Source organism: uncultured Tateyamaria sp. (genome assembly GCF_947503415.1).
Classification (GTDB): domain Bacteria; phylum Pseudomonadota; class Alphaproteobacteria; order Rhodobacterales; family Rhodobacteraceae; genus Tateyamaria.
The window spans coordinates 1,874,058-1,896,348 of record NZ_CANNDS010000001.1; the positions used below are offsets into that span (position 1 = coordinate 1,874,058).

General features: G+C 59.2%; 22 protein-coding genes. 7 read left to right on the forward strand and 15 right to left on the reverse strand.

Annotation, left to right across the window (positions count from 1 at the left end):
• Nucleotides 1-35: 35 nt before the first annotated feature.
• Nucleotides 36-905, forward strand: a complete 870-nt coding sequence (locus tag Q1A32_RS09090) for a LuxR C-terminal-related transcriptional regulator (RefSeq protein WP_299652055.1) — start codon at nucleotides 36-38, stop codon at nucleotides 903-905.
• 111 nt (nucleotides 906-1,016) lie between these two features.
• Here Q1A32_RS09090 and Q1A32_RS09095 read toward each other — a convergent pair whose 3' ends face one another.
• Both Q1A32_RS09095 and Q1A32_RS09100 read right to left on the reverse strand, forming a co-directional pair.
• Nucleotides 1,017-1,313, reverse strand: a complete 297-nt coding sequence (locus Q1A32_RS09095; protein WP_299652057.1) for an AzlD domain-containing protein — start codon at nucleotides 1,311-1,313, stop codon at nucleotides 1,017-1,019.
• Nucleotides 1,310-1,990, reverse strand: coding sequence for an AzlC family ABC transporter permease (locus Q1A32_RS09100; RefSeq protein ID WP_299652059.1), 681 nt, complete (start codon nucleotides 1,988-1,990; stop codon nucleotides 1,310-1,312). Before Q1A32_RS09100 ends, Q1A32_RS09095 begins: the two co-directional genes overlap by 4 nt.
• A 102-nt stretch (nucleotides 1,991-2,092) precedes the next feature.
• Here Q1A32_RS09100 and Q1A32_RS09105 point away from each other — a divergent pair, with 102 nt between their 5' ends.
• The gene (locus tag Q1A32_RS09105) at nucleotides 2,093-2,548 is read left to right on the forward strand and encodes an Lrp/AsnC family transcriptional regulator (protein WP_299652061.1); all 456 of its coding nucleotides are present in this window, start codon (nucleotides 2,093-2,095) and stop codon (nucleotides 2,546-2,548) included.
• A gap of 129 nt (nucleotides 2,549-2,677) precedes the next feature.
• Here Q1A32_RS09105 and Q1A32_RS09110 read toward each other — a convergent pair whose 3' ends face one another.
• The 3 genes from Q1A32_RS09110 to Q1A32_RS09120 form a co-directional block, all read right to left on the reverse strand.
• Entirely contained in the window at nucleotides 2,678-3,025 is a 348-nt protein-coding gene (locus Q1A32_RS09110) for a hypothetical protein (protein ID WP_299652063.1), read from the reverse strand.
• Between the two features lie 9 nt (nucleotides 3,026-3,034).
• Complete coding sequence (locus Q1A32_RS09115; protein ID WP_366141227.1) at nucleotides 3,035-3,418, reverse strand: MFS transporter; 384 nt, start codon at nucleotides 3,416-3,418, stop codon at nucleotides 3,035-3,037.
• Between the two features lie 169 nt (nucleotides 3,419-3,587).
• A complete protein-coding gene (locus Q1A32_RS09120; RefSeq protein WP_299652065.1) occupies nucleotides 3,588-4,001 on the reverse strand; it encodes an ester cyclase in 414 nt (137 codons plus the stop codon).
• Nucleotides 4,002-4,045: 44 nt separating this feature from the next.
• Here Q1A32_RS09120 and Q1A32_RS09125 point away from each other — a divergent pair, with 44 nt between their 5' ends.
• Nucleotides 4,046-4,522: a hypothetical protein gene (locus tag Q1A32_RS09125; protein WP_299652067.1), complete on the forward strand. Its 477-nt coding sequence runs from the start codon at nucleotides 4,046-4,048 to the stop codon at nucleotides 4,520-4,522.
• 673 nt (nucleotides 4,523-5,195) lie between these two features.
• Here Q1A32_RS09125 and Q1A32_RS09130 read toward each other — a convergent pair.
• Nucleotides 5,196-6,869 (reverse strand): class I SAM-dependent methyltransferase, encoded by a 1,674-nt coding sequence (locus Q1A32_RS09130; protein WP_299652069.1) that lies wholly within the window; start codon nucleotides 6,867-6,869, stop codon nucleotides 5,196-5,198.
• Nucleotides 6,870-7,428: 559 nt separating this feature from the next.
• On the opposite strand from Q1A32_RS09130, the gene tcuA reads away from it, so the two are divergent.
• Together tcuA and tcuB are read left to right on the forward strand one after the other, a co-directional pair.
• The gene (tcuA, locus tag Q1A32_RS09135; RefSeq protein ID WP_299652071.1) at nucleotides 7,429-8,814 is read left to right on the forward strand and encodes an FAD-dependent tricarballylate dehydrogenase TcuA; all 1,386 of its coding nucleotides are present in this window, start codon (nucleotides 7,429-7,431) and stop codon (nucleotides 8,812-8,814) included.
• Nucleotides 8,804-9,865, forward strand: a complete 1,062-nt coding sequence (gene tcuB, locus Q1A32_RS09140; RefSeq protein WP_299652073.1) for a tricarballylate utilization 4Fe-4S protein TcuB — start codon at nucleotides 8,804-8,806, stop codon at nucleotides 9,863-9,865. Before tcuA ends, tcuB begins: the two co-directional genes overlap by 11 nt.
• Here the strand turns inward: tcuB and Q1A32_RS09145 are convergent.
• The 5 genes from Q1A32_RS09145 to Q1A32_RS09165 form a co-directional block, all read right to left on the reverse strand.
• Complete coding sequence (locus tag Q1A32_RS09145) at nucleotides 9,862-10,830, reverse strand: D-2-hydroxyacid dehydrogenase family protein (protein WP_299652075.1); 969 nt, start codon at nucleotides 10,828-10,830, stop codon at nucleotides 9,862-9,864. The genes tcuB and Q1A32_RS09145 overlap by 4 nt on opposite strands.
• Complete coding sequence (locus Q1A32_RS09150; protein WP_299652077.1) at nucleotides 10,827-11,066, reverse strand: hypothetical protein; 240 nt, start codon at nucleotides 11,064-11,066, stop codon at nucleotides 10,827-10,829. Before Q1A32_RS09150 ends, Q1A32_RS09145 begins: the two co-directional genes overlap by 4 nt.
• 49 nt (nucleotides 11,067-11,115) lie before the next feature.
• Nucleotides 11,116-12,198: a 4-oxalomesaconate tautomerase gene (locus Q1A32_RS09155; RefSeq protein ID WP_299652079.1), complete on the reverse strand. Its 1,083-nt coding sequence runs from the start codon at nucleotides 12,196-12,198 to the stop codon at nucleotides 11,116-11,118.
• A gap of 27 nt (nucleotides 12,199-12,225) precedes the next feature.
• Nucleotides 12,226-14,253: a tripartite tricarboxylate transporter permease gene (locus tag Q1A32_RS09160; RefSeq protein ID WP_299652081.1), complete on the reverse strand. Its 2,028-nt coding sequence runs from the start codon at nucleotides 14,251-14,253 to the stop codon at nucleotides 12,226-12,228.
• 70 nt (nucleotides 14,254-14,323) lie between these two features.
• Nucleotides 14,324-15,430: a tricarboxylate transporter gene (locus Q1A32_RS09165; RefSeq protein ID WP_299652083.1), complete on the reverse strand. Its 1,107-nt coding sequence runs from the start codon at nucleotides 15,428-15,430 to the stop codon at nucleotides 14,324-14,326.
• Nucleotides 15,431-15,532: 102 nt separating this feature from the next.
• Between Q1A32_RS09165 and Q1A32_RS09170 the strand changes: the two genes are divergently transcribed.
• Both Q1A32_RS09170 and Q1A32_RS09175 read left to right on the forward strand, forming a co-directional pair.
• Nucleotides 15,533-16,237, forward strand: coding sequence for a response regulator transcription factor (locus tag Q1A32_RS09170; RefSeq protein ID WP_366141215.1), 705 nt, complete (start codon nucleotides 15,533-15,535; stop codon nucleotides 16,235-16,237).
• Nucleotides 16,234-17,601: a sensor histidine kinase gene (locus tag Q1A32_RS09175; protein WP_299652085.1), complete on the forward strand. Its 1,368-nt coding sequence runs from the start codon at nucleotides 16,234-16,236 to the stop codon at nucleotides 17,599-17,601. Before Q1A32_RS09170 ends, Q1A32_RS09175 begins: the two co-directional genes overlap by 4 nt.
• Nucleotides 17,602-17,647: 46 nt before the next feature.
• On the opposite strand, the gene Q1A32_RS09180 is transcribed toward Q1A32_RS09175, so the two are convergent.
• The 4 genes from Q1A32_RS09180 to Q1A32_RS09195 form a co-directional block, all read right to left on the reverse strand.
• Nucleotides 17,648-19,246: an amidohydrolase family protein gene (locus Q1A32_RS09180; protein WP_299652087.1), complete on the reverse strand. Its 1,599-nt coding sequence runs from the start codon at nucleotides 19,244-19,246 to the stop codon at nucleotides 17,648-17,650.
• A 9-nt stretch (nucleotides 19,247-19,255) separates the two neighbouring features.
• A complete protein-coding gene (locus Q1A32_RS09185; RefSeq protein ID WP_299613240.1) occupies nucleotides 19,256-20,545 on the reverse strand; it encodes a TRAP transporter large permease in 1,290 nt (429 codons plus the stop codon).
• Nucleotides 20,542-21,081, reverse strand: a complete 540-nt coding sequence (locus Q1A32_RS09190; RefSeq protein WP_299613238.1) for a TRAP transporter small permease — start codon at nucleotides 21,079-21,081, stop codon at nucleotides 20,542-20,544. The genes Q1A32_RS09185 and Q1A32_RS09190 overlap by 4 nt, the downstream gene beginning before the upstream one ends.
• 67 nt (nucleotides 21,082-21,148) lie before the next feature.
• A complete protein-coding gene (locus tag Q1A32_RS09195; protein ID WP_299652089.1) occupies nucleotides 21,149-22,147 on the reverse strand; it encodes a TRAP transporter substrate-binding protein in 999 nt (332 codons plus the stop codon).
• Nucleotides 22,148-22,291: the final 144 nt, after the last annotated feature.

Sequence of the window (22,291 nt, forward strand, 5' to 3'; positions counted from 1 at the left end):
TTGCATTTTCTCGGAGTATATATACCCTAAGATATATGATTGATCCAGATTCTCCTCAGCCACGCGATGTGGCAAGCCTGCTTGGCGGCGCCTTTCCCGGTCATACGATGCAGCGACTGCGCACACCGGACGGCGCGTACCGTTACAGTTATGTCAGTTCCGAGGTGCAGGCCGCCTTCGGCCTTGATGCGCACGCCCTGATGGCCGAGACGGCTGTGGACCACGCCTGGATTCATGCCGATGATCGGGGGCGTTTCATCGCAGCGCTTGAACATTCGGCTGAACACCTGACGACGCTGGATGAAGAAGTACGGGTACTTTTGCAGTCCGGCGGGACCAAATGGGTGCGTTCATTGGGTCAACCGCGCCGCATGGAAGATGGTACCGTCATTTGGGATGGCGTGGCGCTTGATGTGACCGACCGGCGCGAGGCGCTTATGGCGTTGGAGCGCGCCTTGAGCGATGCGCGCCGCAATGAAGTGTCCGAAAGCCGGTTCGCGGCTATCGCGACGCAGGATATGTTGCAGCCTCTGAACACATTGGCCGAGGCGGTGGCTGCGCTCAAAATTCAAAGCGGCATGGACCCGAAAAGTGTGTCGCCACAGGTGGCCGAGGTATTGCGCAGCTTTGAGGACTTCACCCGAGCCTTGTCCGCCGCCCGTTCAATGGTCGAGGCCAATCCCGCCCAAGTTGAACGGAAGCAAGCCACGCGGTCCGCGACACACGCCGCTCTCACCGCGCGGCAATTGGAAATCATGAGGTTGGTTCAGGCCGGTGCGTCGAACCAAGAGATTGCGGAGTCGCTGTCCATAACAGTTGGCACGGTCAAACTGCATATTTCAAAAATTCTGAAACGGATCGGTGCGCGCAATCGCACAGAAGCGTCACGTTTGTGTTTTGGCTAACACGAGATTGGCGCCGCGCCTCTGAGATCTGCAATATCTCTTCCTGCCATTTGCTGCGAGATGCCCGAAGAACTGCTTACGCAAATGTGCCTTATGTCGTCGCCAAAACCCTTACAGCCCGATTGCTGCAAGACCGGCAAAGGCCATGACACCAACGACCATCGTGGCAATCACGTGATTGGTCACAGCCGCTGTTCCGAGGGCGGCACCGGCTGCGATCCATGTTTGCAAGGGCTGACCCGCAAGCGATGCTGCTACCAAACTGATCACGATCAGTCCCGGAAGTTCGTCCAATACCCATGCATGGCGGGACGCGCGAATACGTCCGCCAGCCACCAATCCAAGAACGCGAATAGAAAATGCAGCGAGGGCCAAGATGCCGATGACAGCCCAGTGCGCGCCCGTCATGCGAGCACTCTGCCAGTGCGTCGCAGGAAAAAGGACATCGCGAGGCCGCAGGCGGTCCCGGCGACGATTGCATAGGCCTTTGGAACGCCCAAAGATACCGCAGCGATGGTAGCGGTCGAGGCGACCAGCCAAGGAAACATCTGTGGCCTGCCGCGCCAGAGCCCTCTGGCCATCGCAATGAACGCGGCGGTAAATGCGAAGCTCAATCCAAAGCGTTCAAGGTTGGGCAGCACCGCGCCAATTGCCGCCCCGGCGATGGTCGAAGCGGTCCATACTGTGATCATCACCAAACCCGATCCCATAAGAAACGCCGCCCCGACATCTCGCGACTTGGCGCGTTCCGCCATGGTCAGCGCCCAGTTTTCGTCGCCGGTGATGTGGATGGCCAGCAATTTGGTCCTCAGTGTCAGTCCGGCCAAAACGTCTGACAGTGTCGCCACGATCCCGATATAGCGCAGGTTCAGCGCGGCCCCTGCCAAGGCAGCACCGATCACCGTTTGCGTCGACGCAAACTGTTCAACCGCGACGATCTGAGAGGACCCTGCATGAACGGCGGCACTCATCAGCCCAACGCCCCACCATGGAAAACCAACTTGAGCGGCAAGAAGACCGAACGCGAAGCCATAGATGGCAGCACCAAGGGCGAGAGGCAGGATAGCAATTGCACCGTGTTTCATAGATGTAGAACTAGGTGGAAAAGGTGATCGACAAAATACCGAATTCTTGCGTTTTATGATGTAACATCATCACTGAATTTCAGTTATTGGAGATCATCAATCATGGATGCCGTAGATCGGAGGCTACTCGATCTTCTTCAGAAGAACGCCAAGAACTCCATTCAGGTACTTGCAGAAAAAACGGCCATTTCAACCGCGTCTGTCCAGAGACGGATGCGGGCGCTGCGCGACGCCGGTGTTATCCAGCGAGAGGTTGCAATTCTTGACCCGAAGCAAGTGGGTTTGGGGATCACGGCCATCGTATCGGTGGAGTTGGAGCGGGATCGGCTTGACCAAATTGATGCGTTCAAGCGTAAGGCGCGTGAAGACGCGCAAGTGACTCATTTCTACTGTATCGCAGGCGAGGCCGATTTCATCCTGATCGTCATGGCAGAAGACATCACAGGCTACGAAGCTTTCACGCACCGGTTTTTCTTTGCCGACAAGAATGTCCGGAAGTTTCGAACTTCCATCGTTGTTTCAACAGAGAAAGCGACTTCTGAACTGCCAATCCCTTAGCGGACAGGTATGTGCCAATTTGCCGGTGTTCTCGCATGAAAACCGACGCGCCTTCGAGCCAGTCGCCGGAATTCCGGGTACGGGCCGGATGGCTGACGGGCACCAACTGCTGCAAGAAAGGCCGGACGTCTAGGAGGGGCCCGAACCGTTGCCAACGCGCGGGTACGCTTGTGTTCCGTCCGACAATCCGATGCAAAGCACGCTTGCGCCCAAGCCCGTCCCGGGCTGGCCAATCAGGAGCAGCGGCGATAGCCCCGCCGATGCAGAGAGAAAAAACAAGGTACGCCTGCCGAAACGGTCCATAATCTGCCCGCAGGCATCACCAGACACGATCATGATCCAACTGTCGATGCTGATTGCGCCCGCAGCGGCAACGGCGAATTGGCCCGGGGTTTCGAGCAGCTTTGGCGCAAACGGCAGGAAAATGACTTGGCCTGCATCGAACACGCCCTGGGCGGTCTCTGCACAAAGCAGCAAACGCCATTCCTAGCCTGTCAACGCCGCGCCCGTACCCTCTTCGGCCGACGGCAAACCATGCGGCGATCGGTAGAACAGAAACAGCCCAAGTGCTGCGATCAAGCATTGGATCGAGGCCGCTTGGAATGGGACCTGCCAGCTGTAGACATGGACAAGCAATGCATGGCCCATCTGACCCATGGCGATGCCGAACGACCAACTCACGACGAAGACACTCATGTCCGTGGCGATTTCCCGCCCCTCGAACCAATCCGCGACCATCTTGGTGAAGTAGAGTGTCGTGAACAGAAATCCGACCCCTGCAAAAAGGCGGCCCAACCCGATGACCCAGCTTTCTGCCGCAACCGAGGGCACGGCCCCACCTAAAGCCAACGCCCCCAGTAACTGGCAGATATTGCCAGAAACAAACCCGGCGCCATGACCGGCCCGATCAGAAGGTCAACGCCCACTTAATTAAAGTCGAAGGCGTCTACGAAGGTGTTGCCCACAAAACCTACTGTCAAAAACTGAAGGCCCAGCCCGGCGCGGGACACAAACACCAGGCTCAGAATACGCCAGCGCATCACGCCCAGCCGAGTTGGCGCAACGCGTGCAAATCATTCCAGATCTTGGTCATATGACGGATCTTGTCGCCATCGAATTGCATGACATAGGCATAGTCCGAGACAACGGATTTCCCTGTGGGTGCCACCGGTCCGCCTGCGCCCGTCTGTGTCCCGTGAAACTCAGCCGCAGCGACGGCCGTGCGCCGTTCCTCGTCAATTGCGAAGGCCGTCAATTTGTACCGGCCATCTGGCACAGGCGTCAAAAGCCCCTTCATCCAATCCGCATAGGCGGCGAGAGTTGTCGTGTCGGCCAGCGCATCGGCCTGACAGGAAAAGGTCGCCCCGTCATGGCAAAAGGATGCGCAAGCGTCCCACCCTTTGCCGGTTTCGCAGGCTTCGAAAAAGGCTTTTGCAGTTTCAAAATTCGTCATCGTTCCGTCCTTTGATTCAATCTTGTAGGGGTGAGGATAGTCCGGTGCCCCACACGTTGCATATCGTGCAGATGTATCAAAATGGGCATGGCCCCTGCTGTAATCGATCTACCGCATTTGCAGGACGTCGTGATGCCGCGATTCTGACCTACGCGCTTGAGCTTTGTGATGCAGAGTTCAGGATCCTGTTCGAGTACCGGCGGCAGGGCCGGTTTGTGGACAATCATGCCATGGGCACACCGAAGCCGTTCAAGGCTTGGCCGGACGGGCAGGGCGTCTTCGCAGTCGGCGCGGATACGGGCCTTGGCCGGATGAACGGATCGCGCACTGTTATCAAAATCATGGATGTCAAATCTGAGGCTGCTTATCGCACCGACGATCCGTTGCGCCATGCCACCGCCGATCTGGGTGGGACGCGGTCCTTTGCTGCAATACCGAAGCTTGCATGGGTCACATTGGTCGGGCCCTTTGCATCTATCGCCAAACCGTCCGTCTTTTTTGCGACGCCGCCGCCCGGCTAGCGTAACTGTTTGCAGCCCGATGTGTCATCGCGTTGGAAAGCGCACGCATGATCAGAGCCATTCGGGCGGAACATCGGTAAATGACAACGCCGCGGACAAAAGCACGCTCGGTAACCGCGAACGTCAGATTGCCGAGGCTCAAACGTAAGGCGCAAGCCAACAGCAGATCGCCGATCCTCTGGGCCTTGCCTTTGAGAACATGTCAGGTGATGCCGAACAGAATTCTTTTCGCACGGGATCAGCGACGACATCTTCACCGCCTTGCCGCGCTCACGCTGGCTATCAATCATCGCGCCCAACACCACGTTCATGTACAAAGGATCAAGCGTCGACGTTCGGCACTTAACCGAAGAACTGGGCGTCTGGTTTGTCCTCGACGGCCGCGTCAGCGGGTTGGGGCTCGGGTGCGTGTCTCGGGCCAGTCGATTTAGGGTGTGACCGGTGGCGCACGTTTGGTCAGAGCGTTTCGATAGCCAGTTCGAAGATGTCTTTGATCTGCATGATGGATCACCCGCAAGGTAGTGGCCCCGATCCAGACAAGTGTCCAACTCAGTAAAATCCCCAAGCAGGTCGACCGCGCCTACTTCCCTGATCGCACCGTCTGGGAAATACTATGACCGTCGAAACCAGCAGCCACCCACATCTGCCATGTTTTCCTTAGCTTGGATTCGCCTCAGCGCTTCATGCAGAAAAAGTCATACATCCTAATAAAGGTATCCGGGTTGCGCTGTTCGTATTTGTCCCATGCGTCTAGATCACGCTCTCGTCTTTGTGCCATCTTGGCGGGCATTTTGCGAAGTGCCGAGTGTGCGGACGGACTGGAAAACCCAAGGAATTCTAGACCATTCCTCTTCAACATCCCATCGATTTGGAGAAGCGTGAATTGATGTTCTTGAACATGCATCACGAGATCCCGAAACTCCGAAGCCGCAAAGAAGTCGGGGATGGTCTGGAGCGGAACAAGGGCTGGATCATCCGTGTGGATCAGATCGCGCCGGAAGGCTCGAATTCCTGTCAAGCCGGGCGCATACTTGTCAGCCGAATAGTAGTTCCGTGCCGCATTCACTGCGTGACGCGCTGCTTTGCTGTATAGCGCCAGCCTCAGATAACCGCCCGGTTTCAAAACCTTGAGAAGCGCTTGTAGCCCAGCCTCAGGATCTTCCATGTGATGCAAGACACCGACGGACTCGATCAGATCGAACTCAACATCGACGTCGGAGAGCTTCAGAATGTCGGCTTGGGCGAATGCGACGTTTGTTGCACCGCGCGCCTTGGCCTCGCGGGTCGCGTATGCGAGGCTCGCCCGGCTCAGGTCAACCGCAAGCACGGCAGCGTGCGGCAGGGTCTGAGCGACACTGATGGGATGTGCCCCCGTGCCTGCTCCGGCAATCAGCACTTTGGCGCGTTGTTGATTGGAGGTCGCGCGGCGCTGGCGCTGTCCAGTTCCGGCAGCGACATAGGCCTCAACTTCTTCAAATTCCGTGAACGAAGGCATGCGCCGCCAGCGCGGGTATGGGTTTTCTTCGTATTGGGATTGCACTTTTTTCGAGATGTGCGATGTGACTGGCGTAATCGCCTCGATTTCAGTTTCGTCCTCCAGCAAACGGTCAAAAACAAGCAGCCTGAGTGTGGGGTCCAAGGCGCTGAGGTTGCAACAACCAAGTTCGCGCACCCAATTCCGTACCGCGTCAACGGCATGAAGCGGTGCATATGCTCCAATCAGAAACAGGTCGAAGGCGGACACCTCGGCGCCGGCTTCGATATTGCCAGAGACCTTGGCCACCAGCCTGGCGACATCGGCGCTTTCGGCATCAGTTTCTTCCCAAAGATATTCGGTCAGGAAATTGTGACATGCCATCGCCTCCACCAAACGGGTTTGATCTGTACTTGCCGCTTCGTCGGTTCGGGCCAACGCCAGCTGACTTTTGCGGAGGGAGATCAGGATATCTTCCAGGAGCAGGCAGCAGATGCGTCCGTGATGCAAAAGGGCGATGATCAGTGACAACGTCGCAGGAGAAAAATCTATCTGATCTTTGCCTGACAAGATTGAAGCCTGAAACTCGAATTTCAGGCTTTGATGAGCAAATTGTTCTGCTTTCCAAGCGGTGTCATTGGTTGCTGAAAGAGCAGCAGTCAAAGCCATAGTGAGGTCGTCAGAACGAGGCACGGAGGGATCAATTTGGTCCAGCACGCCAAGAAACTCATCAATGACTTGGTGGTTTTCAGGACATTCAACAACTGCGCGCACTGTTGCATCGTTGGACCCAACCCCATGGTGCCCAAAGCCTCCTGTTGGCGATATGGGCAGAGTGGGTGTTTGAATTGCACTTGGTGCCGTGGCTGCCATTGGGATTCCCCGCGTTTGCTTGGTCACAAACGACTACACGCTCCGGGGTTAACTTGATCTTTCGACCAGCGGTATGAGCAACGCTAGTTCCGGTAAATGTCATAGCGTTCGAACCACCCAGTTTGGTCGCCGAAACAAAAGGATTCATGGCGGCGAGGTGCCACCTGCTCGCTGTTTGGGTCGAACGGCGACCTTTAAGCAGTCGCTTTGCCCGGTTGCTTCATCCTTCTGACCGTAAAGACAGCAGGCGCCATTAATCATGAAACATGCGGGACGTCTTGATCCATTGGGTCTTCAACGCGGGTTTCTCTGTCAGCGTCGTTCGGAAAAATCTGCAATTTGCGGGCAACTTCAAGGTATTGAATCCAGTGTGATGCCCCATTGCGATGGTCCCAGTCTCTTGAGGGCAAGATGGAAAACATGGTTCTCCTGCACAGCAAAACTAGCTTCTAGATCGATGCAGTCGAAATCGATCAGCCTACAGAATCCGCGGATCGAAAGGATGCATTAGTCAAAATCAATCGCCGATGCTAAGCCGTTTTGCAGAGGGGAGTGCGGGATGGTCGACACGCCGGACATTGTGGTCATTGGGGGTGGAAACGCCGCCTTGTGCGCCGCCATCACCGCTGCTGAGGCGGGCGCCCGCGTGCTCATTCTGGAGGCTGCGCCGAAACCGTATCGCGGTGGCAACTCACGACATACGCGGAACTTCAGATGCATGCATCGCGGACCGTTGGGACCGCTGGTCGACAGCTACAGTGAGGATGAATATTTCGACGATCTTCTGAAAGTGACTGCGGGCAAAACGGACGAGCATCTGGCGCGGCTTGCCATCAGAACCTCGGAAGAGTGTCTGCCGTGGATGGAAGCGCGCGGTGTTCGATTTCAACCCTCGCTGTCCGGCACCTTGTCGCTGGCTAGGACAAATGCATTCTTTCTGGGCGGGGGCAAAGGGCTGGTGAACGCGTACTACCGCACAGCCGAAACGTTGGGGGTCGAGGTCGCGTATGAGGCGGAGGTCACGCATTTGGAGGTCGAGGATGGCGCGGTTGTCTGGGTCGACTACACCCACGGCGGCGAGACTATGCGTGTGACCCCCAAATCCGTCGTTGTCGCTTCCGGTGGTTTTCAAGCCGATACCGATTGGCTGACCCGCGCATGGGGACCTGCGGCGCGCAACTTTCTGATCCGGGGCACGCCCTACAATCGTGGCGTGGTGCTGGCCAATTTGCTGGATCAACAGGTGGAGCAGGTGGGCGACCCGACCCAGTGCCATGCTGTTGCCATCGACGGGCGCGCGCCCAAGTTCGACGGTGGGATTGTAACGCGGCTGGACTGCGTGCCGTTCTCCATCGTGGTGAGCAAGGATGCCCAGCGCTTTTATGACGAGGGCGAGGATGTCTGGCCCAAGCGTTATGCCATCTGGGGGCGGCTGGTGGCGGGGCAGCCCGATCAGGTGGCCTATGCCATCATCGACGCCAAATCCATTGATCTGTTCATGCCATCGGTGTTCCCGCCTGAAAGGGCCGACACGATCGAAGACCTCGCCGTGATCATGGGGCTTTCGCCCGATGCGCTGCGCCAGACGGTGGATGCGTTCAATGCGACCTGTGGCGACACTTCAGGCTTCAAACCTACGGAGCTGGACGGCGTGGCCACAACCGGCCTGACCCCGCCCAAGACCAACTGGGCCCGGCCCGTGATCGAGCCGCCGTTCTACGGCTATTCGCTGCGGACCGGAGTGACCTTTACCTATCTGGGGCTGAAAGTGGACGAAAACGCGCAGTGTTCCATTGGCAACCGTCCCGTCAGCAATCTGTGGGCGGCGGGTGAGACCATGGCGGGGTCCATTCTTGGCCAAGGCTATCTGGCTGGGTTTGGGATGACCATCGGCACCGTCTTTGGCCGCATCGCAGGACAAAAGGCGGCTGCTCATGCAAACTGATCTGATAGCCGAGGCGCGGCGACAGGCCGAGATTTGCAATGCGTGCCGATATTGCGAAGGCTATTGTTCCGTCTTTCCCGCGCTGCACCGCGAGCGGGCATTTTCGGATGGCGATATCACCCAGTTGGCCAATCTATGTCACAACTGCCGGGGCTGTTATTATGCGTGCCAATACACGGCCCCGCATGAGTTTTATCTGAACCTGCCGCGCGCACTGGCAGAGGTGCGGCATGACAGTTGGAAGGCACATGCTTGGCCCGGCAGTTTTGCCGCATTGTTTGATCGGTCCGGCGTGGCGATTGCGGCGGGGCTGACGCTGGCCGTCGCCTTTGTGTTCATGCTCGCGCAGGGTTTGCGCCCGGCGGATGGCATGGAGTTCTACGCGTACATGTCGCATGGGTTGATGGTGGCGATCTTTGCGCCTGCCTTTGTCCTGCCGCTTCTGGCGCTTGCCGTGTCGTTGCGGTCCTATTGGCGGGCCGTGGGCGGCGGAGGGTTTCACTTGCGTGACCTGTGGTCCGCCATGGCGTCTGCGGGACGCATGAAAAACCTTGAAGGCGGGCATGGCGATGGTTGCAATTTCGAGGATGAGGATCGGTTCACCCACGCCCGGCGGCACTTCCATCAAGCCACGCTTTATGGGTTTCTGCTGTGCTTTGCGTCCACATCCAGCGGGACGGTGCTGCATTACGGGTTCGGGCTTGAAGCGCCCTACGGCCTGTTCAGCCTGCCCAAGCTGTTGGGCATTCCAGGTGGAGTGCTGCTGTGCCTGGGCACGGCGGGTCTTGCTTGGCTCAAGACAAAGGCTGATCCGAACCTTGGCGCACCTAAGGTGTGGGGCGGTGAGATGGCGTTTGTTCTGCTGCTCTTTGCAGTCAGTGCGACCGGTCTGCTGCTTTATGCTGCGACGGGCACCGGGGCTGTTGCGCTATTGCTGCCGCTCCACCTCGGCACCGTGCTGACGTTCTTTTTACTGACGCCCTATTCGAAGATGGCCCATGGCTTTTACCGCTTGGCCGCGTTGACGAAAGAGGCGTCGGCGCAGCGCTAGGACCGGGTTTCCGGGTTGATCATGTGGATCGGCGCACCGTCTGCGAAAGCGTTGATCTGATCGAAGATGTCCGAGAATTGCAGGTCAAATTCGTCTTCGGTCACATAGCCGATATGGGGCGTGGTAATCACGTTCGGGTTCGTCAGAAGCGGGTGGGACGTGTCGGTCAGCGGTTCGTGATCGAACACATCGACGGCGGCGAAGATGCGGTTCCTCGCCATCTCATCCTCTAACGCGCCAGCCGCGACGAGGCCAGAGCGGGACGTGTTCACGAAAAGGCTGCGGGGCTGCATGGCGGCCAAATCATCTACCGTGATGATCCCGCGCGTGTCGGGCTTGAGGCGGACGTGGATGCTGACAATGTCGGATGTGGCAAAGAACGTCGCGCGTGATGGCGCGACCGTTTCACCGTCGGCTGCGGCGCGGGCACGTCCGGCGTCGGAGGACCACCATTGCACGTTCATGCCCAACGCCTTGGCATAGGTCGCAACTGCCCCCGCAATGCGCCCGTAACCATAAAGTCCCAAAGTCCTTCCGCGCAGGGTACGGCCCACGCCGCTTTGCCAGTTGCCTGCCTTGAGCGAGGCTGTTTGCTGCGGGATCTGGCGGTAGCTGGCGAGGATCAAGGCAAGCGTGTGCTCGGCGGCGGCATAGGATGGGGACCCTGCGTGCATGTTCGAGCAGAGGAGGACGTTGTTGGCGGTGCACGCCGCGACGTCGATATGCGGATAAACACTGCGTTGAGAGATGAGCCTTAGGTTGGGCAGGCGGTTCAGCAGGTCCGCCCCGATCTTCGTGCGCTCACGGAACAGAACTAGCGCTTCGGCATCCTTTACCCGGTCTGCCAGTTTGGCCGGGTCCGGTTCGTGATCCGTCCAGACGGTGACGTCGTGGCCGGCCAGCTTTGCAAAACAGGGCAGGCTGCGCAGCGTGTCGAACCAGTCATCGAGGATGTGAACCTTCATCTGCTTTCGACGCCCGCTTGGGGCGTTGGCGTGCGCGGTGTTGGCACAAAGACAAATTCGTCCAGAGACCGGATCGCTGTCAGCACCTTTTGCCGTTCTGCAAGCAGGTGGTTGAACTGGGCGTCGCAGCCCGCGATGGGGCTGGGGTAGCTGGAAATCTCGTCTTGCAGCAATTGCCGGGCCATGGCGAGTTCCGCGCGCGCGGCGATGATGCAGTTCTGGTATGTGTCGATCATCTGTGGCCCCTATATTGTGTATACCATGGTATACAATATTGCTGAAACGTCAATTCCCATCCCAGACTGCGCTGGGAACAAAGACCTGGCCCGCCGCCAATTTGCGTGCCGTGCGCACAAGCCCGGCAGAGTTGATCGTGATGCCGTCGTCGGTCAGGTCGTAGTCCACCATCACGTCGATCTGTCCTGCGGGATGTTCCAGCACGATGCCTGCCGGGCGTCCGTTCGGGATTGGTGCGTTGGCGACGGTGCCGGGCGTCAGCACACAGGACGCAAGGCATTGCGCGCCTGTTACAGCCGTGGACGGATGGGTTTGCCAGGGCATGAAATAGCGTGTGGAAATGGTGCCGCCGTCCCGTGGCGGGGCGACGATTCCGAATTTCGGCGTGACCGATGAGGACACATCGCCCATGCCCATCAGCGCGCCCGCCTTGAGCCGGATCGCCTCCATCCGGGCGAAGAAGGTGGCGTTGTCATTCAACGCCTCGGCGCTTTCGTAGCCGGTGAGGCCAAAGCTGGAGGCCTGTGCGATCACCATAGGCATGGCGACGTCCATACAGGTCACGTCGATGCCGTCGATCGTATCCACAAGGTTGCCCGTGGGCAGCAGCGCGCCGGTCGCACCGCCAACCGTTTCCATGAATTGCAGCGCCACCGGGGCTGCCGTGCCGGGCACACCGTCGATCTGCGCTGAGCCTTCGTAGTTCACCGCCTTGTCAGGGGTCTGCACAATGGCCTTGACCTTGGCCCCGGTGTTCACCGCCCGGATGTTGACCGTGGTTTCGCCGTCCTGCGCCGGGATCAGCCCCATCTCGATGGCCGCGGGGCCAACGCCTGACAGGATGTTGCCGCAGGTGGGCTTGAAATCGACCAGCCCGTCTTCGACGCTGACCTGGGCAAAGAAATAGTCGATGTCGGCCCAGTCATCGTCGGACTGGGACAGCATGGCGACCTTGGTTGTCACCGCGGCCCCACCACCGATCCCGTCGATGTTGAGCGGGTGGCCAGAGCCGACCATGGCGATCAACACGCGGGCCAACGTGTCGAGGTCTTCGGGCAGGTCGGCGCGGTTCAGGTATGGTCCGCGCGAGGTGCCGCCGCGCATGAACAGGAAGGGTATGGCAGTTTGCATATGTCAGTCTCTTATGTGGCGGCGGACCTAGCCCAACGGCCAGGGCAAATCGGTGTAGTCTTGCAACAGCCCCGGCGGGAAATCGCGGTTCAACAGCCATGCCATGAAGCACATGAATGCGATGCCCGCGGCTGTGTAGGCGGTTGCCAGTGCCGTGGACAGACCCGCGCGCAGCTTCATGAAGGTGAACAGGAACAGGGCAAGGGCAAGGATGAACCCCAGCAGCGATGTCAGAACCAATAGCCCCGCGAACCATGCCAGCGTGGGCCAAAGACCATAGGTGCTGTCGGCGTCATCACCCTCCCGCTCTCGGTCGGCAAAAATCGTGTCCGTTTCGGGTTTCAGCATCATGCGGATGATCAGGGCCACGCATCCCACAAGGCAAACGCCCGCCACGAACATCGGGAACACACGGTCGCGGCTGAAGGACGGGATGGAAGCGGCATCGTAGAACGCGTAGGCGATGTAGCCTGTCACCGCGATCAGGAAGACGAACGGCGCGCGTTTGCTGCCCGACTGCACGTCGCCTTCGGCCATGATGTTCTTGGCTTGCCGCAGGCCCAGCACTACGGAGATCACGGTGATGATGAGCAGCACAATCACGATGGGCGAAAAGATGTAGTCGAGCCCTTCGCCAAACCCTTTGCGGAAGCGCGACGAGGCGATTTGGACGGCCTGGTTGGCGTAGTTTTCGGCCGGAGTGGACAGGACAAAGCCGATGAGGAAGGCCGGGCGCGACCAGTCAAAGCGGCGCATCAGGATGCCCAGAAGGCCGATGGCAAAAAGTGCCACAAGGTCCATCAGGTTTTGCCCCGATTGGAAGGCCGCGAAGCTGATGATCATGAACAGGAACGGCGCCAGCAGCACGAAGCGGATGGTGGTCAGCTTGGCGATGCCACCGGAGGCCGCGATGCAGATGACCGTACCGACCACATTCGCCAGCGCCAGTAGCCAGACAATGGAATAGGTGATGTCGAGGTTGTTTTGCAGCATCGCGGGCCCAACCTCGATCTGGCCCGAGCCAAGCAGGGCGATGGCCCCGATGAAGATCGCCATTGAGCCAGAACCGGGGATGCCAAAGAGCAGGGTAGGGACCAGCCCACCGCCCTCCTTGGCGTTGTTGGAGCTTTCCGGCCCGATCACACCGCGCACTTCGCCCTTGCCGAAGTTCGACTTGTCCGGCGTCGTTTGTACCGCGTGGCCATAGGCGATCCAATCCACGACGGACCCGCCAAGGCCGGGGATCACGCCGACCACAACGCCGATGATGGAGCAGCGCACCGACAGCCAGATATTGGCGAACCAGTCGCGGACCCCTTCAAGCCAACCGCCGCCCAGCTGAGGCTCGGACGAGATGGCGCGGTCACGACGCAGTAGCGAGATGATCTCGGGGATGGCGAAGATGCCAAGGCCCACGATAACCAGTTTCAACCCATCAGTGAGATACGGAAAATCATACGAGGACATGCGCAGATCACCCGAAGACGCACCCTCACCAATTGTGCCGATCAGCATACCAAGGCCTGCGGCCACCAGCCCCTTGATCGCCACACGGCCTGCAAGGATGCCGACCATGGAGAGGCCGAAGATTGTGATCATCAGCAGCTCCGGCGTGCGGAACTCAAGCACGATGGGGCGCGCGATCAGGATGAAACCGGTAAGGAACGTGGCCCCCACCAGCCCACCAAACAGGGACGAGGCAAAGGCGGCGGAGAGCGCCCGCGCGGCCTTGCCCTTCTTTGCCATGGGAAAGCCGTCAAGCACGGTGGCCTGCGACGCGGACGACCCAGGGATGCCCATCAGGACAGAGGCGAACGTGTCCGAAGTGGGTACCACGGCCACCATTCCCACCATCAGGGCAAGGCCAAGGATCGGATCCATCCCGAACATGAACGGCAAAAGCAGCGACAGGCCCGCGATGCCACCCAACCCGGGGAACACGCCAATGCAAAGGCCCATGACCACGCCGAGGACGAGATATCCCAAAACAACCGGCTGCAGGATCAGCGCCCACGCGTCTGACAGTGCCGGCAGGGCCTCCATGATGACGTCCATGGCGCCTTCCCCCCCTCTTTCCTTATCTAAGCGCCCCGCCGCTGGGGGCGGGGCGCTCGATAAGCAAAGATCAGTTCAGCGACACGCCGTACTTTTCCTGCAACCAGTTGACGACAAATGTCTTGGCGTCTGCCGACACGCTGGTGGCGCTGGCCTTGGCGGTCTCTGCCGCCGCACCGGTCATTTGCGGGTACTTGCCCAGACGCTTGGACGAAATCTCGGCAAAGTCTGCACGGGCCTGCACGTCTTCGAACGCTTTGGTGTAGGTCGCGATCGCATCAGCGGACGCACCATTTGGCAGGAACACCATCTTTTGCGCAGGGAAGCCCGCGATGAAGAACGCTTTCCACGCATCCCACTTCTCACCGGACGTCTCGCAGCCGGCTGTGGCCTCGCACACTTCCTTGAAGGTCGGAATGTCGGGGAATGTCGGGTCACGCACGATGTTGCCATCCGCATCCAGCGAGCCCCATGTCATCATCGGCACGGCTGTGCCCGCCTCAACCAGCGGGGTCACGCCGGACAGGAAGGACGACGAGGTCTGGTAGTCGATGTTGGCTTCGCCACGTTCGAACATCAGACGGCCATCACCGCGACCCTTGATGCCCATGACGGATTCAACATTCAGGCCCAGCATTTCCCATGCAAGCGTCGGAACAAGGTCCAGACGTGTGGCGCCCTGGTTGCCGTAGATGAAATCCTCGCCCTGCAAGCCGCTGGCATCCAGACCGTCCATCTTGGCCGCCAACTCAGGCGGCAGATAGGCGACACCGCCCGTGCCAGAGGCCAGAACGACATTCCAGTCGGCATAATCATATTTCACGCGGGGATCACCCAGCAGGAACGGGAACTGCGTGGAGCCCGAAGAGCCGAAGATCAGTGTGCCGTCATCATAGGATTGTTCCTGAAAGAAGTTGGCACCCTTGGTCGAACCGGCACCCGGCATGAACTTGACGACGACGGTGGGCTGGCCGGGCAGGGCCTCGGACAGCAGCGGCGCATAGAAGTTGGCCCATTTGGCCGACCCGCCGGTTTCGGAGAATGGGATGATCCATTCGACGGTCTTGCCTTCCAGATCAATGCCATGGCCCCCGGCGTTGGCCTGAAGGGCGATTGTGGCTGCGGCGGCTGCAATAAGGCTAACGGCCACGCGCCGCGTGGTTTTGAAGATGGACATATGTTCCTCCCGGTTGTGTGCCCGTTTTCCGGGTCACGATGTTCGAATCACGCGGGGTGTCCGCCCCGCGTTGATGTTTAGGGTATGACCTGCGAAGCTTGCATGAAACTTGCACAGGCCCGAAATAGTCGGATGCGGATCACTCTGGTCGAAGATAATGTCAGCCTTGCCAAGGGCATAGCATATCGTCTGGAGGACGAAGGGCACGCGGTCGATGTCCTTGATGACGGCCTTCAGGCTCAACAGTTCCTCAAATCTGACAGGTCCGATCTGGTCATTCTGGACATCAATCTGCCGGGGTTGGACGGGCTGTCCCTACTCAAGGAGCTACGCAAACGCGGGGATGCGCGCCCGGTTATCTTGTTGACAGCGCGTGCGGAAACCGAAGACCGCGTTGTGGGCCTTGATGCGGGGGCCGATGACTATCTGATCAAGCCGTTCGAGATGGCCGAACTTGAGGCACGCGTGCGCGCCTTGCTGCGCCGACGGGCCGTGCCGCAGGATGTCGTGCGCACGGTCGGGGCGATCGAGTACAACGTGTCCTCGCGCCAGCTGGTGTCTGGTAGGCAGGAGTTAACCATTCCCCGCCGCGAGCTGTCGGTCTTTGAATGCCTTGCCATGGCGGACGGGCGGTTGGTGCCCAAGTCCGCCTTGATTGCGCATTGCTACGGGACCGGCGCGGATGTTGAGGAATCCGTGGTCGAAGTACACGTGTCCCGTCTGCGCAGCCGCCTAAAACCATTCGGCATCCAGATCAAATCGCAACGCGGCTTGGGGTATCAATTGCTGGCCGAGGCCGGGACATGACGTTTCCGTCGCTGCGGTCCCGCTTGATCGTCATCATCTTGGCACCGCTTCTTCTGATCGCTGCGGGGGTCACCGTCTGGCAGTTCTCGTCCGAGACAGACCGGGCCGAGGACATCTTTGACCGGGGGCTTCTGTCGGCAGCGCTTGCGATTTCAAGGGACGTGGCGATTTCGGACGGAGACGCGCTAAGCCCGACCACGCGCCGTTTGATCAACAACACGTCCGGGGGCGAGGTGTTCTACCATGTCTTCGCGCCGGATGGTGTTTTCGTGACCGGCTATTCTACTCCGCCGGTTCTGCCCAAGTCTGTGCCTGCCGAGTTGTCCGAGCCGTATTACTACGATGCGCGTTATCAGGGCCGCGATGTGCGGGTGATGCGGTTTCAATATGTCACGACGGTCAGTGACGTTGCGGGCGTGTACAATGTGACGGTCTGGCAAAACGCGGCGCTTCGGCGCAATTTCGTGCAGGAGTTGGTCACGCGGTCCACCATGGTTATCGCATCGCTGGTTGTGTCGGTGGGTTTCATCGTTTGGTTTGGCGTCGGTCTTGGGCTGCGGCCGCTTCTGGACCTCGAACAGGCGATTGCCAAACGCACCCCGACAGAGCTTGAGCCGATCCGCCGCGATGTGCCTGCCGAGGCACGGGGTATCGTCACAACGCTCAATGCGCTGCTGGACCGGGTGTCGCGGCGGATCAGCTCGAAAGACGAGTTCATTTCCAACGCAGCCCACCAACTCAGGAACCCGGTGGCAGGTGTTCTGGCATTGGCGGAAGCCGTCGAAAACGCGCCAAACCCCGAGGCGGCAAAGACACGCAGCGCCGAATTGATACTTGCTGCGCGCCAAGCCAGCCGCCTGACCAACCAGCTTTTATCATTCGAGCGTGCCGCAGGCTCTGATCTTTCGCTCAATTCCGAGCTGTTTGACCTGAACACGGTGGTGACCGAGGTGGCAGACAGCTTTGGCGCAGACTTGGCGGGTACGGATGTGACCCTTGATGTCGAGGTGCCAGACCGTGCGCTTCGACTGCGCGGGGATCGGATCATGATCAAGGAGGCGATTCGCAACATTCTCAGCAACGCGCTGGTCCATGGCGGGGGGCGGTTGACGCGCATCGTGCTCACGCTTTCGGATTGTGACGATACGGCGGTTGTGACGGTCAGGGACGATGGTGTCGGTATTCCCAAGACCAAGCACCTGCAGGCGATTAATCGCTTTGGTCAGGTGAACGCAGGGCCGGGCAGCGGGCTAGGGCTTCCCATTGCCGTCAGGGTGATGTCTCAACACAAGGGGCACTTGAACATTCTGGATGTGCCGGATGGTGCGGGTATCCAGCTCACCTTTCCGATCGACCGACCCTGACGGTCAGCCGTCCCCAAAATGTGACTTCAATACAAGGCAGCGTCGCTCAGGCGGCAAACTCTCGGATCACCTGCCCGGCGTTTACGTCCGTGCGTTGCCCATTGGACATGGACAGCCTGCCATTGACCAGCACGTGAGCAATGCCGGACGCATAGCGGCGCGGGTTTCGCGCCGTGGCGTTGCTGGCAATGTTGGCGGAATCGAACACACAGATGTCTGCGGCATAGCCCGGCCGAAGCTTGCCCCGATCCTTCAGTCCAAGGCGGTTTGCCGGCACAGAGGTGATTTTGCTGATGCCCTCGGCCAGGTTCAGTACACCGCGATCCCGCACATAGTGCTGAAGGAAGCGTGCGGCCCAGCCATAACCACTGAGCGAGCCGATGTGATCCTTGAGAATGCCGTCATTGGCGATGGCAACCGTGTCCGAGATGACGGCGCATTCCGACTGCTGAAGGCACAGGTCCACATCACTGTTGCGGAAGCTTTTGGATGACCACATGCACGACATCAGGTTGTCGCCTTCCTCAAGCAGGATATCCAGCACCGCATCGTAGGGGTGCGTGTTTCGCATGCGTCCGATCTCGGCAAAATCAGCGCCCACGATGTCCTTGTTGACGGTCGCGTTCAGCAGCACGATGTCATCCCAGCGGTCCGCTTTGACGATCAGCCACATCGGCTGGGGATTGGCCTTGATCCGCTCGCGCATCTCCGGATTGGCGAGACGTTTCATCACCTCGTCGACGCCGCCTGCCTGTGCCCATTTGGGCAGGATTGCCGCCATCAGCGTGTGGTTCCAGTCATGCGGGATCACATCAAAAGCAATGTCGACATCGTGTTGACGCGCCAGCTCGATCATCTCGAGCGTGTGGTTCATGGCGTAATCAGGTGCGCCAAACTTGGGCTGGATATGGCTGATCTGCAGGCGCGCCCCGGACTGGCGGGCGGTGGCAATCGCTTCGGCAAAGCCCAGATCGTAATGTGTGTCGCGGTTGCGGACATGGGTGGCATACAAACGCCCTCGGTCCGCCGCGACCTCGCACATGGGCACCAGATGCTCAGGTGCGGCAAGAATGCCGGGAAAGTACTCAAGCCCCGACGAAAAACCGCCCGCGCCTTCCTCCATCGCCTGATCAACCAGCTTGGCCATCTGGGCCACTTCTTCGGGTTCGCCTGCACGCAATTCGTCGCCCAGAACTGCGCGGTGGATCGTGCCGTGGCCAACAAAGGCCATGACATTCACCCCAAGGTCAGTGGCGTCGAGCGCATCGAGATATTCGCCAAAGCCAAGCCAGTTCCGGTGTTTGGCCTGATCGGTATACCAAGGCGACACGGCCCGGATATCCTTGTGCGAGCAGACGGGTGCGCAACTGATCCCGCACTGGCCGATGACTTCGGTTGTCACGCCCTGATGCACCTGGCTTTCGGCGCGACCATCCGCGATCAGGGTGAAATCGGAATGCGTGTGCATGTCGACAAAGCCGGGGGCCACCGTCAGGCCGCGAACGTCGATGACCTGTGCGGCACTGCTTTTGCTCAGGTCGCCAACTGTTGCGATCTTGCCGTTCGTCACGCCCACGTCGGTGACGATGCCTGCTGTGCCCGTGCCGTCGAACACTTCGCCGCCTTTCAGGATGACATCGAACATTTGGGCCTCCTATTTCGCTTCGCCATATGCCCAATTGGGCAGGAACAGCGTCAAGTCCGGGAAGAAGATCAGGATCACCATGCCGATGATATAGGCAAGGATAAAGGGCAGGACAGCGACCGATATCCGCTCGATCGAAATGCCGGATATGCGTGCGGCCACCGTCAGGTTCGCGCCCAGCGGTGGGGTCAGAAACCCGATCTCGCAGGTGATGACCGTGAAGACGCCGAACATGACAGGATCAACGCCCAGCGACGTGACCAGCGGCAGGAAAACGGCGGTGAACAGCACGATCTGTGCAAGGCTTTCCATGAATGTGCCGATGAAGATGTAGAAGATCCCGATCAGCAGCATCACAAGAAAGACGTTGGTGGTGATCGATGTGATCCCCTCCTGCACGGCGGTTGGCACATCGTAAAAGGCGGTCAATTGACCGAAGGCCAGTGTCGGCGTCAGCAGGATCAGGATACCGGTCAGCAACGCCGTAAAGCGCAAGGCCGAGATGATCTTTTGCAGCGTAAGCTCGCGGTAGACGAAAAGACCAACGAACAGGGCGTAAAAGACGGCAACGCCAGCCGCTTCGGTCGGTGTGAATGCGCCGCCATAGATGCCGCCAAGGATCAGCACGGGTGCGCCGATGGCCCATTTGCCGTCCCAGGCTGCTTTCAGAAAGGGCCCCCACGAAAACGGGTCCCCATCGCCGCCATACCCGCGACGGCGCGCGATGATGTAAGTGGTGATCATCAGCAGGATCGTCACCATCAGACCCGGCAGCAGACCCGCCAGAAACAGGCGCGGGATCGAGGTTTCGGACACAAGCCCGTAAATGATCATGAGGTTCGAGGGCGGGATCAAGCTGCCAAGTGCGCCTGCACTTGCGGTGATGGCCGCGGCGAATGGCACGTCATACCCATCGCGCTTCATCGCAGGGACTGTGACCGAACCGATGGCCGCCGTCGTCGCGGGGCCGGACCCGGACAGGGCTGCGAACAGCATGCACGCAAAGACCGTGACCAGCCCCATTGAGCCGCGGTAAGCCCCGACAAGGTTGGTGGCGATGGCAATCATGCGGTTGGCCATGCCGCCCACCTCCATCAGCCGCCCGGCAAGGACGAACAGGGGGATGGTCAACAACGGAAACGGCGTCAGGCTGCCATAGCCTGTCTGCGCCATCAGGGTGTAGGGGATGTCGATCAGGTAAAGCGCCAGTGCCGTGGTCAGGCCTACGGCCACGAACAGCGGAATGCCCATGATCGTCAAAACGACAAAGGCGATGGCCAGGATCATCAAGGGGCTCAAATCTGGTGCTCCTGATCCTTCGTCGTGTCTTCCCACTCTTCTGCCAGCATACCGGGCAGGCCATCAGCACCGTCGCGCCACCACGTGACATAGGTCTGGATCAGCCGGACAAGCATCAGCCCGTAGCCGATGACCAATATGGTTTGTGGATAGAACTGGTTGATGCCCAGGCTGGGGCTCGTCTCCGGAAACCGCCAGAACACCGACAGGTAATCCCAGCTGACCCGCAGCATGAACAGGCAAAAGAAGGCCCAGAGGATATCCGCAATAAAAATGACGATCCGGCCAAACGTTGTCGGCAGGGCGGCAACGGCGACCATGATACGGATGTGAAACCGTTCGCGGACACAAAGCGATGCGCCCATATAGACCGCCCAGACCATGCACATGGCAGCGGTCTCTTCAGTCCAATGCAGTGCCACTTCAAAAACGTAACGCGCAACCACCTGCGCAAAGACACTGATCGCGATAACTGACAGGCAAACACAGCAGATCAGCTCTTCGAAGTGTCGCTCAAGCCATCTGAGCCCGGCCATATCTGCCCCAATCCCCAAAGTGTTTGTCCGGGGGCGGATCACCGCCCCTGGACAGAGTCGAAATGTCTTACTCGGCCGCCGCTTGAATTGCCTTGACCAGTTCGACGAAGTCTTCACCGCGTTTGGCTGCAAAATCGTCCTGAACCGTCTTGGCCGCAGTTACGAAATCCGCCTTGTCGGGGTCGGTCCGTGCCATGCCACCTTCGCTCACCAGCCACTGACGCACTTCCTCGGTCTCGTTTGCAACCTGTGCCGCAAACTCAACGCCTGCCGCTTCGGCCGCTTCGATGATCTGCGCACGCTGCTCATCGTTCAGCTTCTTCATGAAGTTGTCCGACGCAAAGAGCGGGGCGAACGACACGAAGTGTTCCAGGATCACGAGGTGCGGTTCAAATTCGAAGAACTTCATGTCCCGGATGAAGGACGTACCGTTGTCGCCACCGTCCACGGTTCCCGTCTGAAGCGCTGTCGGGGTTTCCGACCACGCCAGCGGCACGGGGTTGGCACCAAATGCTTCGAACGTCGCAATCATCACTTCGTTCTTGGGCACCCGGATTTTCAGGCCTTCCATGTCGGCCATCGTGTTGATGGGCCGGACCGAGTTGTAGAAGTCGCGATACAGGGCCGGACCGAAGGCCAGCAAGTGAACGCTGGTGTCGGCCTGCAGCTTGTCCTTCATCGTTTGCCCGACATCACCGTCCAGTACACGTGCCAGATGCGCGTCGTTCTGGAAGATGTAGGGCAGGACAGTCACGTCCATCAGCGGCCAATGCGGCGACACGTTGTTGGCAGTAATAAAGAACCCATCGACCGTGCCCAGCTGCATCGCCTTGAACGCTTCGTCTTCGCTGGAGATCTGATTGCAGCAGCGCAGCTTCACTTCGATATCGCCGCCAGAGATTTCCGCGACCTTGGCTTGGAAAATCTTTCCGAAGCGTCCGTACAAGGATTCTTCGGGCGCGCCGAAGCCGACATTCATGGTGACGTCAGCCGCCGCTGCGGGCAAAGCCGTCAGTGTTGCCAGCATCAATGCCGCTGTTGTTTTGAGTAGATGTCTTCTGATCATTCTGGACCTCCCGTGTCCGCTTGGTGTTTTGTTTTTCTCGGTTTTTTAGGAAGCCGATCACGGGATTGCGCGTCCCGTCAAGGATTTAAGCGTGGCCGTCGATGGACTACGGCGATGGAATGGGCAAAGCTGCGCCCGACATTG

Coding starts and splice junctions, on each gene's coding strand:
- Q1A32_RS09090 (WP_299652055.1), top strand. CDS start 36: ATGATTGATCCAGATTCTCCTCAGCCACGCGATGTGGCAAGCCTGCTT.
- Q1A32_RS09095 (WP_299652057.1), bottom strand. CDS start 1,313: ATGACGGGCGCGCACTGGGCTGTCATCGGCATCTTGGCCCTCGCTGCA.
- Q1A32_RS09100 (WP_299652059.1), bottom strand. CDS start 1,990: ATGAAACACGGTGCAATTGCTATCCTGCCTCTCGCCCTTGGTGCTGCC.
- Q1A32_RS09105 (WP_299652061.1), top strand. CDS start 2,093: ATGGATGCCGTAGATCGGAGGCTACTCGATCTTCTTCAGAAGAACGCC.
- Q1A32_RS09120 (WP_299652065.1), bottom strand. CDS start 4,001: ATGACGAATTTTGAAACTGCAAAAGCCTTTTTCGAAGCCTGCGAAACC.
- Q1A32_RS09130 (WP_299652069.1), bottom strand. CDS start 6,869: ATGGCAGCCACGGCACCAAGTGCAATTCAAACACCCACTCTGCCCATA.
- tcuA (WP_299652071.1), top strand. CDS start 7,429: ATGGTCGACACGCCGGACATTGTGGTCATTGGGGGTGGAAACGCCGCC.
- tcuB (WP_299652073.1), top strand. CDS start 8,804: ATGCAAACTGATCTGATAGCCGAGGCGCGGCGACAGGCCGAGATTTGC.
- Q1A32_RS09145 (WP_299652075.1), bottom strand. CDS start 10,830: ATGAAGGTTCACATCCTCGATGACTGGTTCGACACGCTGCGCAGCCTG.
- Q1A32_RS09150 (WP_299652077.1), bottom strand. CDS start 11,066: ATGATCGACACATACCAGAACTGCATCATCGCCGCGCGCGCGGAACTC.
- Q1A32_RS09155 (WP_299652079.1), bottom strand. CDS start 12,198: ATGCAAACTGCCATACCCTTCCTGTTCATGCGCGGCGGCACCTCGCGC.
- Q1A32_RS09160 (WP_299652081.1), bottom strand. CDS start 14,253: ATGGACGTCATCATGGAGGCCCTGCCGGCACTGTCAGACGCGTGGGCG.
- Q1A32_RS09165 (WP_299652083.1), bottom strand. CDS start 15,430: ATGTCCATCTTCAAAACCACGCGGCGCGTGGCCGTTAGCCTTATTGCA.
- Q1A32_RS09170 (WP_366141215.1), top strand. CDS start 15,533: ATGAAACTTGCACAGGCCCGAAATAGTCGGATGCGGATCACTCTGGTC.
- Q1A32_RS09175 (WP_299652085.1), top strand. CDS start 16,234: ATGACGTTTCCGTCGCTGCGGTCCCGCTTGATCGTCATCATCTTGGCA.
- Q1A32_RS09180 (WP_299652087.1), bottom strand. CDS start 19,246: ATGTTCGATGTCATCCTGAAAGGCGGCGAAGTGTTCGACGGCACGGGC.
- Q1A32_RS09190 (WP_299613238.1), bottom strand. CDS start 21,081: ATGGCCGGGCTCAGATGGCTTGAGCGACACTTCGAAGAGCTGATCTGC.
- Q1A32_RS09195 (WP_299652089.1), bottom strand. CDS start 22,147: ATGATCAGAAGACATCTACTCAAAACAACAGCGGCATTGATGCTGGCA.